This is a genomic window from Nocardioides luti (genome assembly GCF_014212315.1).
Taxonomy (GTDB): domain Bacteria; phylum Actinomycetota; class Actinomycetes; order Propionibacteriales; family Nocardioidaceae; genus Nocardioides; species Nocardioides luti.
In genome coordinates, this window is sequence record NZ_JACKXE010000001.1 from 1,867,370 (window position 1) to 1,880,099 (window position 12,730).

12 protein-coding genes are annotated in these 12,730 nt (G+C 73.8%); 1 reads left to right on the forward strand and 11 read right to left on the reverse strand.

Translation table 11 applies throughout. From position 1 onward, the window contains the following. Positions 1–19 precede the first annotated feature (19 nt). The 5 genes from hpt to dacB all read right to left on the reverse strand — a co-directional run bounded on the left by hpt (position 20) and on the right by dacB (position 5,054). Positions 20–571 (reverse strand): hypoxanthine phosphoribosyltransferase, encoded by a 552-nt coding sequence (gene hpt / locus H5V45_RS08965; protein ID WP_185252610.1) that lies wholly within the window; start codon positions 569–571, stop codon positions 20–22. A 69-nt stretch (positions 572–640) separates the two neighbouring features. Next, positions 641–1,381, reverse strand: a complete 741-nt coding sequence (locus H5V45_RS08970; RefSeq protein ID WP_185252611.1) for an Ig-like domain repeat protein — start codon at positions 1,379–1,381, stop codon at positions 641–643. Positions 1,382–1,497: 116 nt separating this feature from the next. After that, positions 1,498–2,475 (reverse strand): tRNA lysidine(34) synthetase TilS, encoded by a 978-nt coding sequence (gene tilS, locus H5V45_RS08975; RefSeq protein ID WP_185252612.1) that lies wholly within the window; start codon positions 2,473–2,475, stop codon positions 1,498–1,500. Between the two features lie 22 nt (positions 2,476–2,497). Then, the gene (locus H5V45_RS08980) at positions 2,498–3,568 is read right to left on the reverse strand and encodes a zinc-dependent metalloprotease (protein WP_246415882.1); all 1,071 of its coding nucleotides are present in this window, start codon (positions 3,566–3,568) and stop codon (positions 2,498–2,500) included. Between the two features lie 40 nt (positions 3,569–3,608). Beyond that, on the reverse strand, positions 3,609–5,054 hold the full coding sequence (gene dacB, locus H5V45_RS08985) for a D-alanyl-D-alanine carboxypeptidase/D-alanyl-D-alanine endopeptidase (protein ID WP_185252613.1): 1,446 nt from the start codon (positions 5,052–5,054) through the stop codon (positions 3,609–3,611). 98 nt (positions 5,055–5,152) lie between these two features. Between dacB and H5V45_RS08990 the strand changes: the two genes are divergently transcribed. Continuing rightward, positions 5,153–5,671 carry an inorganic diphosphatase gene (locus tag H5V45_RS08990; protein ID WP_281385822.1) on the forward strand — a complete coding sequence of 173 codons (519 nt, stop codon included), beginning with the start codon at positions 5,153–5,155 and terminating at the stop codon, positions 5,669–5,671. Between the two features lie 27 nt (positions 5,672–5,698). On the opposite strand, the gene H5V45_RS08995 is transcribed toward H5V45_RS08990, so the two are convergent. From H5V45_RS08995 to H5V45_RS09020, 6 genes are all read right to left on the reverse strand, one after another. Next, entirely contained in the window at positions 5,699–6,055 is a 357-nt protein-coding gene (locus tag H5V45_RS08995) for a hypothetical protein (RefSeq protein WP_185252614.1), read from the reverse strand. Positions 6,056–6,083: 28 nt separating this feature from the next. After that, complete coding sequence (locus H5V45_RS09000) at positions 6,084–6,761, reverse strand: class I SAM-dependent methyltransferase (protein ID WP_185252615.1); 678 nt, start codon at positions 6,759–6,761, stop codon at positions 6,084–6,086. After that, on the reverse strand, positions 6,761–8,797 hold the full coding sequence (locus tag H5V45_RS09005; RefSeq protein ID WP_185252616.1) for an acyl-CoA dehydrogenase family protein: 2,037 nt from the start codon (positions 8,795–8,797) through the stop codon (positions 6,761–6,763). Before H5V45_RS09005 ends, H5V45_RS09000 begins: the two co-directional genes overlap by 1 nt. 118 nt (positions 8,798–8,915) lie before the next feature. Further along, a complete protein-coding gene (locus tag H5V45_RS22325) occupies positions 8,916–10,316 on the reverse strand; it encodes an NlpC/P60 family protein (protein WP_185252617.1) in 1,401 nt (466 codons plus the stop codon). Positions 10,317–10,647: 331 nt separating this feature from the next. Further along, positions 10,648–11,697 carry a phosphatase PAP2 family protein gene (locus tag H5V45_RS09015; RefSeq protein ID WP_185252618.1) on the reverse strand — a complete coding sequence of 350 codons (1,050 nt, stop codon included), beginning with the start codon at positions 11,695–11,697 and terminating at the stop codon, positions 10,648–10,650. 29 nt (positions 11,698–11,726) lie between these two features. Beyond that, entirely contained in the window at positions 11,727–12,728 is a 1,002-nt protein-coding gene (locus H5V45_RS09020; RefSeq protein ID WP_185252619.1) for an ABC transporter ATP-binding protein, read from the reverse strand. Positions 12,729–12,730: the final 2 nt, after the last annotated feature.

Genomic DNA, 12,730 nt, shown 5'->3' on the forward strand with positions numbered 1-12,730 from the left:
CCGGCCGGACCGGCCCGGGTCAGCTGTAGACGTGCGGGGCGAGGGTGCCGATGTCGCGGAGGTTGCGGTACCGCTCGCGGTAGTCGAGGCCGTAGCCGACCACGAACTCGTTGGGGATGTCCCACCCGACGTACTTCACGTCGACCGGCATCTGCAGCGCCTCGGGCTTGCGCAGGAGCGTGCAGATCTCGACGCTGGCGGGGCTGCGCGAGCCGAGGTTCGAGGTCAGCCAGGACAGCGTCAGGCCGGTGTCGATGATCTCGTCGACGATGATCACGTGCCGCCCGGAGATGTCGGTGTCGAGGTCCTTGAGGATCCGCACGACGCCGCTGGACTTGGTGCCGGAGCCGTAGGACGACACCGCCATCCAGTCCATCTCGAGGTGGCGGCCGAAGCTGCGGGCCAGGTCGGCCATCACCATCACGGCACCGCGGAGGATCCCGACGATGAGGAGGTCCTTGCCGTCGTAGTCCCGCTCGATCTCGCGGGCGAGCTCGGCGAGCCGGGCCTGGATCTGCTCCTCGGTGAAGAGCACGTTGACGAGGTCGTTCTCCACGTGGGACGAGTCCATGCCGGGCAGCCTAGAGGCTGGTCCGCGCGGCCCGTGCAGTGCGGGGGGACGAGGGCCGTCCCGGCCGGGTCACCACGCGGTGGGGCGGTGCTTCGGCTTCTTCACCGTCAGCGTCATCGGCTGGGAGGTGGACGCCTTGAGGGTGGGCGAGGCGAAGAAGTAGGCCTTGAGCGTGTGCGTGCCCTTGCCGAGCTTCTTCAGGCCGACCGTGACCTGGCCCTTGTCGGAGGGGCGCAGCACGCCGGAGCCCACGACGGTCTTGCCCTCGCGGACCTCGATCTCGCCCACGGGCTTCTTCGTCGCCTTGCTCGTGACCTTGACCCTGACCTTGCCCTTCTGGCCGACCGAGAGGCTCTTGTCGTCGAGGCCGGCGGTGGTCGAGGAGGCGGGCAGCACCTTCTTGACGAGGATCTCGCCGAGGCCGAGGCGCTGGTTCTTGCGCACGTGCACGGGGCCGAAGGTCGCCGTGACGTAGCCGCTCTTGGAGAGCGTGAGCGTGTAGGTGCCGCGGCGGCCGACCTCGAGGTAGAAGTAGCCGTGCTGCGGGCCGTCGTCCCACTTGCTCGCGTAGGTGAGGTCGGAGGCGGCCGGGGTGCCGTCGGCGCGGGTCGCCTGGACGGTCACACCGTCGACGTAGTGCCCGGTCTGGTCGATCGCCAGGCCCTGGATCAGCGGCGGGTCGACGGTGGCGCGGGCCACGACCGTCCCGGTGCCGGCGCCGGCATGGCCGACGGCCTGCGAGGGGGAGACGACGGGCACCAGGCCCAGGGCACCGAGCACGGCGACGACGGCGATCCGCTTGACGACCATGGTGATCCTTCTGAGGTCCGAGGGTCCGCAGGCCGGACCGTCGTTCGCACGGTAGGTCCCCAGTCGCGCGCCGGGCGGGGCAATGACCCGCGCATGGCCCGTCCGGGCCATGAACATCAACCGATCGGCGGGGCGGCCTCCAGGACCAGCAGCCCGGACTCGCGCCGGCAGCGGAGGTGGCCCGGCAGGTCGACCCACTTCTGCCCGTGCCAGTCGGTCACCAGCGCGTCGACCGCCAGGACGTGCTCGTGGAACAGCTCCGCACCGGGGGCGCCGTGCTCGAGCGCCAGCAGGCGCAGCACCCGACGTCGTACGGCGGTGGGCAGGACGGCCAGCGCATCGACCGCGGGCGGGTCGTCCAGCCCCGCGCGGGCGGCGTCGGCGAGGTCGTCGAGCAGCGCCATGTCGTCGCGGAGCTGGTCGGCGGTGCGGGCCAGGGTCGCGGCGACGCCGGGGCCGAGCTCGTCCTCGAGCACCGGCAGCACCCGGCGGCGGACGCGGACCCGGGTGTACGCCGGGTCGCTGTTGTGCGGGTCCTCCCAGACGTCGATGCCCTCGACCTGGCAGGCGGTGACGGTGTCGTCCCGGCCGAGGTCGAGCAACGGGCGGCGGTACCGGTCGAAGCTGCGGCGCATCCCGGCCAGGGACCGGCCGCCCGAGCCCCGCGCGAGCCCCAGCAGCACGGTCTCGGCCTGGTCGTCGCGGGTGTGGCCGAGCAGCACGGCGGCCGCGTCGAGCCGGGCGCCGACCTCCTCGAGCACGGCGTACCGCGCCCGGCGGGCCGCCGCCTCGGGGCCGAGGCCACCCGCGTCGACCTGCACTCGCGCGCCGAGCGTCTCGGCCACCCCGAGGCCGGCCATCTGCGCGACCACCCGGTCGGCGTGCTCGGCGGAGCCGGGCTGGAGGCCGTGGTCGACCGTGGCGCCGACGACGTGCCAGCCCCCGCGTCGCGCCTCGAAGACGGTGGCCGCCAGGAGCGCGAGCGAGTCGGCGCCACCGGAGCAGGCGACGACGACCGTGCGACCGGGCCCGACGTCGGCGAGCGAGCGGCGCACGGCGAGGCGCACGGCGGCGACCGCCGGGTGCAGGCTCACGACCGGTCCCGGCGCACGCCGGTCACAGGACCCGGGACACCCACGCTGCGGGGTCCGCGATCTCGGCCTTCGAGGGCAGGTGGCCGGGGTTGTCCCAGACGGCGTTGAACTCGGCCATGCCGACCTTGTCGACGACGCCGCGGACGAAGGCCGCGCCGTCGCGGTACTGCGCCATCTTGGCGTCGAGGCCGAGCACCCGCCGCAGGATGCGGTCGAGCGGGCCGATGCCCTTGCGGCGCTCGTTGAAGCGGCTGCGGATCGCCTCGACGCTGGGGATGACGCTCGGGCCGACCCCGTCCATCACCACGTCGGCGTGGCCCTCGAGCAGCGACATGACGCCGGTGACCCGGTCCACGATCTCCTTCTGCTCGGGCGTGCCGATCGCGTCGAAGAGGCTGCCGCCACGGTTCTTCAGCGCCTCGGTGATCCGGCCGAGGCCGTCGTCGAGCAGGCCGCTCGGCTCGAGGGTCTCGGCGATCGCCTGCATCTCGGAGAAGAGGTGGTCGCGCATCCACGGCACGGCGGTGAACTGCACGCGGTGCGTCTCCTCGTGCAGGCAGACCCAGAGCCGGAAGTCGCTGGGGTCGGCGCCGAGCTCGCGCTCGACGTGGACGATGTTCGGCGCGACCAGCAGCAGCCGGCCGTGCGGGTCGAAGAACGGGTCGAACTGGCCGAGCACCTTGCCGGCGAGGAAGCCCAGCAGGCCGCCGACCTCGGCGCCGGTGACGCGGGAGCCGATCGCGAGCGCGAGGCCGCTGGGCGGCCCCTTCTTCGCGCCGAGCTTCTCGATGACGGGGCCGAGGATCGTGGCGAAGGAGTCGGCGTTCGCCTGGATCCAGCCGCGGCGGTCGACGACCAGCACGGGGGCGGTCCGGTCGGCGGCGACCAGGCCGGTGAAGTCGCGCACGAGGCCGGTCGACCGCTCGGCGCCGGCGCGCAGCTCGGCGACCGCGGCGGCGGCGTCCGCCCGGGTCACGGTCGGGCCCTCACCGGCGATCCGGGAGCCCAGCGAGACCGCGAGGTCCCAGTCGACCATGCTGCCGGCCGGCCCACTCGCACTGCCGCTCGCGCTGCCGGCCGGGTTCGTCGTCATGGACCGACCGTACCGGGGCCGGGGTTGTCCCCGGGCGCCGTCAGGCGCAGCGGCAGGCCCCGAGGGTGGCGGCGACCCGGTCGAGGGCGTCGCGGGCGTCGGTGGCCTCCAGCGGGTCGATCCGGTCCGCCATCAGCACGAAGACCATCGGGTGCCCGTCCCGGTCGGTCGCGACGCCGGCCAGGGCGGTGACGCCACGCAGCGTCCCGGTCTTGGCGCGGACCCGGCCCCGGCCCTCGGGGTCCCCCGTCGCGAACCGGTCCGTGAGCGAGCCCGTGAAGCCCGCGACGGGCAGGCCCGTGACCACCGCCCGCAGCTCCGGGTGGTCCGGGTCGGCCGCCACCTCGAGCACGCCGGCGAGGGTGGCCGGGGTCAGCCGGTCCTGGCGGGACAGCCCGCTGCCGTCGTACAACCGGGCGCCGTCGAACGTCACGCCCAGTGCCTCCAGCGCCCGCTGCACGCCCGCCGCCCCGTCGGCGAAGCTGCCCTCGCCGCCGGTGGCCAGGCCGACGTGGTGGCCGAGCACCTCGGCGGCCTCGTTGTCCGAGACCGCGAGGATCTCCTCGACGATCTGCGAGAGCGGGGCGCTGTCGACGCCGGCCACCTCGACCGCGTCGGTCGGGGCCCGGCGGGGCTTCGGCACGCCGAGCACGTTCACCCCGTTGCGGGCGAGGGCGCCGGCGAAGACGGTGGCGGCGGTCAGCGACGGGTCGGGCACGCGGTCGAAGGTCCCCGCCTGGCGGCCTTCGTCGACCCACAGCGCGGTGATCGGCGAGACCACGTCGTCGGGACCGTAGTCCGCGGGCCAGTGCGGGTTGAAGGTCGGCCCGGAGAAGAGCGAGTCGTCGTAGCCCAGCCGCACGGTCGTGGTGCCCTGCTTCTCCAGCGCCGCCGCGGTCGCGCGAGCCAGCGTCACGACGTCGGCGCGGTGGGGGTACGCCGTCGCGCCGGCCGGCTTGCTGCCGAGGAACGGGTCACCGCCGCCGACCAGGACGATCCGGCCGCGGCCCGCGGCGACGACCGACGTCCGGAAGGTGTGCCCGGGCCCCAGGGCCGACAGCGCGGCGGTCGTCGTGAGGAGCTTGGTCGTCGATGCGGGGACCGCGACCCCGGAGCCACGGGTCAGCAGCGGCTCGCCGCCGTCGAGCGGGGCGACCAGGGCCAGCACGTGGCGGCCGAGGTCGGCGTCGCCGAGCGCGGCGTCCACCGCCCGGCGTACGCGTGCGGGGTCCAGGGGCGTGATCGGAGCCGCCACGGCAACCGCCCGCGGGGCGGCGAGGGCGGGCAGGTCGAGGCCGGGCGGCGGGGCCACGGCGGCGGGGTCCGTCGACGGGTCGGGGGCGCCGAGGCCGAGCCAGCGCTCCCCGAGGTCGAAGCGGTACGTCGCGGCGGCGGCCGCCAGCACCGCGAGTACCAGGACGACGGGGAACCAGCGCAGGAAGCGGCCGCCGCGCGCCGAGGCGTGGCGTGTGTCACGTCGAGACACCGATTCCCCTTCCGAAGTGCGCGTAGCGGCCATTGTGCGCGAGACTGACCCACGGCCCTGTCGCTGGGGCCACACCGACACCCGGCCCGCAGGGGCCGATGACGTTCGCGGAGGAAGACGTGCTGGAGTTCGACGTACTCGTGGAGATCCCCAAGGGACAGCGCAACAAGTACGAGGTGGACCACGAGAGTGGCCGGATCCGGCTCGACCGGACCCTCTTCACGTCGACGCAGTACCCCGCGGACTACGGCTACATCGAGAACACGCTCGGCCTCGACGGCGACCCGCTCGACGCGATGGTCATCCTCCAGGAGCCGACCTTCCCCGGCTGCCTGATCCGCTGCCGCGCGATCGGCATGTTCCGCATGACCGACGAGGCCGGCGGCGACGACAAGGTCCTGTGCGTCCCGGCGACCGACCCGCGCCTGGAGCACCTGCGCGACATCTCGCACGTGTCGAAGTTCGACCGGCTCGAGATCCAGCACTTCTTCGAGGTCTACAAGGACCTCGAGCCCGGCAAGTCCGTCGAGGGGGCCGAGTGGACCGGCCGCACCGAGGCCGAGGCCGAGGTGCACGCGTCCTTCCAGCGACTCAAGGACAACCCCTCCGCGCACTGATCCACCCGGGTCCGGCTCCGGACGGGCTCAGCGCGCGAGCGCCGGCTCCTCCGCGCGCTCGTCACCGGCCTGCTCCTCGCGCGCGACCTGCGCGCCGGTGAAGGCCACCAGGCTGACCAGCGCGCCCAGCCCGCCGAGCAGCGCCCAGCGCTCCTCCTGCTGGTCGCAGGAGCGCGCGAGGCGCCAGTCGGCGTACGCCGTCCCGTCGCTGCGCGGCGGGGGCGCCGCGTCGGCGCGCACCGCGCCGGCCGGGTCGTAGGCGTCGACGATCGGGGTCCCGCACGTCTGCGTGAGGCCCTCGTAGTGGGCGGTCGGGCCGCCGCCCAGCAGCAGCGCGGCCCCCAGGCCGGTGGCCGCTGCGACCCCGAGGCAGATCCTGCGCATGGGCCACTGTAGGCCCGTCCGGCCCGGATCAGCCCTGCTTCACGCCACGGAAGTAGCCGATCGCCCCGCTGACGTCGAGGGTGACGTCGTGCACGCCGTTGCCGGCCAGCCAGCTCGCGACCTGCTCGCCGGTGCAGCCGGGCCCGAGGATCCGCGCCAGCCGGCCGAGCCGCCTCATCGGCTCGTAGCGCAGGCCGGTGTCGTTGAGCAGCGCGCTGCCGGTCACCACCCCGCCGGGGCGCAGCACCCGCACCATCTCGATCACCGCGAGCGCCGGGTCGGGGAAGCAGTGCAGGCCGGTGAACGACACGACGAGGTCGAAGGAGCCGGTCTCGAAGGGCAGGTCCTCGACGTCGGCCAGCTGCGGCTGCACCTGGTCCGCGAGGCCCCGCTCCTGCGCGGCGGCCATGGTCCGGTCGAGCATCGCCTGGGCGATGTCCGCGGCGACGTACGTGACGCCCTGGTCGCGGCGCAGCCCGCGCAGCGCGACCCCACCCCCGCACGGGATGTCGAGCACCCGCGCGCCGGCCGGCTGCTCACCGATTTCCGCGGCCGCGGCGTAGAGCCGGCGCAGGTCGCTGCCGATGCCGAGACGCCACAGGGCGCCGCCCGTCTGCGGGTGCTCGACCGTCCAGTCGTAGACGGTCGCCCAGAGCGGGTCCTCGCTCCACTCCCCCAGCGCGCCCCCGAGGCGCGGGAGCCGCATCAGTGCCGGATCAGGTCGGGAGAGCGGAGCATCTCGACGGGGACGTCGAACCCGTCGACGAGGTCCTCGGCGAGCGGCCGGATCTTGCGGCACAGGCTGTTGATCTCGCGGGAGATCGACTTCGAGCGCTGCACGGTCAGGCGGCCGTGCTCCATGAACCAGGCCCGGTCGGCCTCGATCGTCGACAGGGCGTGCAGGTCGCAGAGGAGGTTGAGGGCGACCTTCAGGTCGCCGTCCGGCAGCGTCGCGACCTTCTCGACGAACGCCTCGAGGACCAGCCGCTCGACGTGTGCCCGGGCGGCCGCGATGACGTGGTCCTGGACCCGGGAGAACACGACGCCGGGGTTCATCTTGTTGTCGATGCCGCGCTTGAGCCGTCGAGCGACCCCGGCGAGCATGTGCTCCTCGCGGAAGCGCAGCATCGCCAGCTGGTAGTCCGGGTCGAGCAGCCCGGCCTCCTGGTCCCACTGGTCGCCCCCGGGCAGCAGGTCCTTGAAGCGCTCGACCAGCTTGTGCACGTTGGTCTTCTCGATGACGGTCTCGACCGCCATCCCGGCGACGAAGCGGACCAGGCCGAACTGGTCCATCTCCTCGAACTCGCTGGAGTAGTCGGTGAGCAGCCCCTTGGCCACGAGCTGCAGCAGCACGTGGTTGTCGCCCTCGAAGGTGGTGAAGACGTCGGTGTCGGCCTTGAGGGCGGTGAACCGGTTGATCGCGAGGTAGCCCGCGCCCCCGCACGCCTCGCGGCACTCCTGGATGGTGCGGGTGGCGTGCCAGGTGCCGAGCGCCTTGGTGCCGGCGGCGCGCGACTCGAGCTCGCGGCGGGCGTGCTCGTCGTCGGCGAACCCGGAGAAGACGTCGTGCAGCTGGCCCGCGACGACTTCCTGGGCGCAGTGCAGGGCGTAGGTCCGGGCCAGCAGCGGGAAGAGCCGGCGCTGGTGCAGGCCGTAGTCGAGGAGGAGCTCCTCCTCGTCCTCGGAGGTGGCCTCGAACTGGCGGCGCTGGAGGGCGTACTTCGTCGCGATCGTCAGGGCGACCTTGCTGGCGTTGATGCCGGCGCCGCCGACGCAGACGCGACCCTGCACGAGCGTGCCGAGCATCGTGAAGAAGCGCTTGTTGGGGTTCTCGATCGCGCTCTCGTAGACACCCGCGGGCGTGACGTCGGCGAAGCGGTTGAGCAGCGCGGTGCGCGGGATCCGGACGCCGTCGAAGGACAGCCGGCCGTTGTCGACGCCATTGAGGCCCATCTTGGCGCCGTCGTCCTCGATGTGGACGCCGGCGCAGGGCTCGCCCCCCGCGCGGATCGGCACGACGAAGGCGTGCACGCCCTCGGACGTGCCGCCGACCTCGAGCTGGGCGAAGACCACCGCGACCTCGGCGTGCCGGGCGGCGTTGCCGATGTAGTCCTTGCGCGCCGCCTCGCCGTGGGTGGTGAGCACGAACTCCTGGGTCTCCACGTCGTACGTCGCCACGGTGCCGAGCGCCTGCACGTTGGAGCCGTGGCCGGTCTCGGTCATCGCGAAGCAGCCCATCAGCTTGCCCGTGATGAGGTCGGCCAGGTAGGCGTCGTGGTGCTCCTGGGTGCCGAGCTGCAGGATCGCGCCCCCGAACAGCCCGAACTGCACGCCGACCTTCACGAGCACCGACAGGTCGCCGTAGGCCAGCGTCTCGAAGGCCGCCACCGAGGCGCCGATGTCCCCGCCGCCGCCGTACTCGGTCGGGAAGCCCATGCCGGTCTGGCCGGTCGTCGCCATCTCGACCACGACGTCGCGCACCCGGTCGCGGAAGTCGTCGCGCGACAGGGTCTCAGCCTCCTCGAGGATCGAGTCGTAGTCGGCGAGGTTGCGGCGCACCAGCCCGCGGACCTCGGCGTACTTCCCGTCGAGGAAGGTGGTCAGCGCGGCGACGTCGACGACCGGTGCGCGGTAGCCCGCCCGGGTCTCGACGCGGGCGTCGGCGGCCGCACCCGGCGTCGCGGCGGGGGCGGTGGCGGGCAGGTCCTCGGCGGAGGACGGCGGCACGGTCTCGGTCGACATGGGACCACGCTACCGGGGGGTAGGGGGTCGCTGAAGGGTGTTCTGGGCCGGGGTTTCGAGCAGGCCGGGCGCGGGAACCGGGCGCCTCACGCAGCGGCCGGGCCGCGGCAGGCCGGGGTCAGGGTCGGGCGTAGAAGTTCGGCAGCGTCCAGGCGTAGACCGACGACTGCCGGACCGGCACGCCGGCACGGGGCGCCTCGATGATCTGGCCGCCGCCGAGGTAGAGCGCGACGTGGTAGATCGAGGACGGGCTGCTCGACGAGCCCCAGAAGACCAGGTCGCCCGGCCGGAGGTCCGCGAAGGCGACCGGGGTCGACTGTTCGTACTGCGCGACCGAGTAGTGCGGCAGCGACAGGCCCCCGGCGGCCCAGGCGCCCATCATCAGGCCCGAGCAGTCCCAGGCGTCCGGGCCGGCGGCGCCCCAGCGGTAGGGCTCGCCGATCTGGGCGCGGGCGAACGCGATCGCGCTCGGGGCGCCGGACGACGGTGCCGGCGGGGCCGGGGGTGCCGGCGGCGGGGTGGGGGCCGGAGGCGTGGGCGTGGGGGTGGGCGTCGGGTGGGTGGGCTGCGGGGCCGGGGCGTTGCCGCCGCCGCCGTTGCCGCCGCCGCCGTTCCCGCCGCCACCGTTCCCGTTGCCGTTGCCGTTGCCGTTGCCGGGGGTGGGGTCGTCCTGCTGCTCGGCCTGCTGGGCGTCCTGCGCCTCCTGCTCGGCCTGCTGCTGGGCGGCGGCTTGGGCCGCCTCCTGCTGGGCCTGCTGGGCGGCGGCCGCGGCGGCCTGGGCCTGCGCCTCGAGGGCGGACTGGCGGCGGGTGGCGAGCCGGACGCTGACGTCCTGCAGCTCGGCCAGCTGCGCGATCAGGGCGGTCTTCTGCCGGGCGATGTCGGCGGCCTGGGCGGTGGCGGCGTCGGCGGCGGCCCGGGCCTGGTCGCGGGCGGTGCGGGCCCGGTCCGCGGCCGCGTCGGCGTCCGCGCGGGCCGCGGCGGCCTGCTGGTCGGCGACGTCGGCGAGGGTGGCCGCGGCGCGGAAGACGTCGTACTGCCCGTCCAGCGCGTCCTCGGCGTTGTGCATGGTCGTGGTGCGGTCGATGACGGTCGCGATGCCGTCGGAGTCGGCGATGGCCGAGAGCGCGGTGAGCGTGGGCGCCATCTCGTACGACGTCACGAGCGCGTCGCCGTAGGCCTCCTGCTGCCGGGCCACGTCGGCGTGCGCGATCGCCGAGCGCTCCGCGGCGCTGCGGGCGGCGGCCCGGGCCTGCTGGGCCTCGTAGCGGGCCCCGTTGAAGGCCTCGGCCGCCTGCGCGGCCGCGACCGCGGAGTCCTGGAGGCGCTGGTTCGCGACGGCGAGCTGGGCGCGCACGGCGTCCACGTCGCCGGCCGCGGCCCGGGCGGCCTCGCGGGCCTGGTGCACCTCGTGGCGCGAGGGGACGGTGTCGTCGTCGGCCGCGAAGGAGACGCCGGTGGCGGCACCCCCCATGGCCAGCGTCAGCACGACCGCCGTGGCGACTCGTAGTGCCCGCACGTGGTGACCTTCCGGAGCCCGGCGCGCGCCCGGTGGCACACGCTCGGTGTCCCGGGAACGGGGGGCCGAGTCCCCCCGTTCACCCGAGACACTCGGAGCACGCTAGTGCTCATTCGTCACATTGGCCACATTTTGCCCCAGATTTCCCAGAAACACCGGCGTGTCGGCTTGACGAACTACATGGTTGTAATTCGCGTACGGCTGGATAGTCCGCCACGTATCCGTCGTTCGACGGCGCGACCAACCACCGGATCGTGGCGGACTATGCCGCCGACGGGGACCCGGCCGCCGCCGACCGCCGACCGACGGCGGGAGCCGGGTGACGGGCCGCTCAGGCGTCCTGGTCGACCGGGATCGCGGAGGTGGTGGTCGTGGGGTGCGAGGCGAGACCGTGCCGCTCGAACTTCTGGCCGCTGGCCAAGCCACCGACGTAGAACGAGACGAAGGCGATCATGATGCCGGCGACGTCGTCGGCGATGTAGTGCCAGCCGAAGTAGATGGTGGCGATCACGGTGAAGCCGAAGTTCACCCAGAAGACGGTCTTGAGCACCTTCGAGCGCAGCGTGAACTGCACCATCAGCGCCACGAGCAGGGTGATGGCGCAGTGGAGGCTCGCGAAGCCCGCGATCGACTGCACGACGTCCTCGATGCCGCCCTGGACCACGGCGTTGCGGGTGTTCTGCAGCGACGACATCAGCGCCGCCGTCGGTGTGTCCGGCAGGTCGGTGTAGATGTAGCTGTAGGCGATGCCGGGGCCGAGCGTGGGCAGCGCGTAGTACGACAGCGTGCCGAGCGACCAGGCGATGCACTGCGAGGTCGCGAACCAGTAGCCGTAGCTCATGTTGCGCGACCAGACGAGCCACGCGGTCAGCGCCAGCGGGACCAGCGGCAGGAACCACAGGTAGACGTACGACAGGAAGTACGCCGTGAAGCCGGTGCCCAGCACGTCGTGCAGGAGCAGACCGGGCTCGTGGCCGAAGACGAGGGCGCGGTCCATGAGGTGCAGGGTGCGGTCGTACTTCGTGTTGTTGACGACGAACGGCAGGAACGACTTGAGGTTCCGGTAGCTCACGTAGGTGATGTAGAAGCTCAGTACGCCCAGCACCACGAGCGTCGCCCGCTCGCGCGTCCAGTGCGTCCGCACGCGGGTCCGGAAGATGTCCGCCATCAGGCCGGGCTTGAACCGCGACTGCCACAGCGTCCGCGGGACGAGGTCGACCGCGAACGCGGCCAGGATCAGCATCGGCAGCCGCAGCCACGAGGGGCCGAGGAAGCCGTCGGGGTCCGCGAGGCTCTTGTGCGTGCTCAGCGCCGCGACGATCGCCAGGATCCCCATGACGGCGGCGATCCCGACGAGGAGGACATAGGCACGGCGATACACGGTCGCCAGTGTAGGGAGGGGTCCGCGGATCAGTCCGTATCCCCGGGCGTCGGTTTGGTCACGGCCAGCCGGGTCGCGTCCGCCCCCAGCCGGACCCGGACCCCGGGCCCCGGGTGCACGTCGAGGGGCGCGACGGCGTCGATCTCGCCGATCCCGTCGACGTCGACGACGAGCCGCACCTGCTCGGGCGTGGCCCGGCTGGACACCACGGTCCCGCCGAGCGGGCCGGTGTCGCGGACGGCCAGGGCGGAGCGGCGTACGGCGACCGCCGGGGCCGCGGGCAGCCCGGCGGCGGTCAGCACCAGCGCCGCGGCCGGGCCGTCGAGCACCCGGGCGTAGCCGAGGAACAGCGCGGTCTCCGGGTCGGTCGGCGCCCGCCAGACCTCCCCGATCACGCCCTCCTGGACGACGCGGCCCGCCCGCATGACCGCGAGGCGGTCCGCGACCGTGAAGGCCTCCTCGTGGTCGTGGGTGACCATCAGCGCGGTCGTGCCCGCCGCCCGGAGGATCGCGCGCAGGTCGCCCGCCAGCCGCTCGCGCAGGCCGGCGTCGAGGGCCGAGAGCGGCTCGTCGAGGAGCAGCAGCCGGGGCTCGACGGCGAGCGAGCGGGCCAGGGCGACCCGCTGGCGCTCGCCCCCGGACAGGGTGCCGGGCAGGCGGTCGGCGTACCCCTCGAGCCCGACCAGGGCGAGCAGCTCCTCGACGCGCTCGCGGACGCGCGACGCGCGACGCAGCCGCAGGGCGTAGCCGACGTTGCGGGCCACGGTCAGGTGGGTGAAGAGCTGGCCGTCCTGGAACATCAGCGCGAAGCCCCGCCGGTGGGTGGGGACGCCGGCGAGGTCGGCGCCGTCCCAGGTGATCCGGCCCGCGGTCGGCGGCTCGAGGCCGGCGACCGCGCGGAGCAGCGTCGACTTGCCGCAGCCCGAGGGGCCGAGGACGGCGAGGACCTCGCCGTCGGGCAGGTCGAGGGAGACGTCCACGACGGCGGGCGTGCCGTCGTACGCCACCGACAGGTGCTCGAGGGTCAGCATCG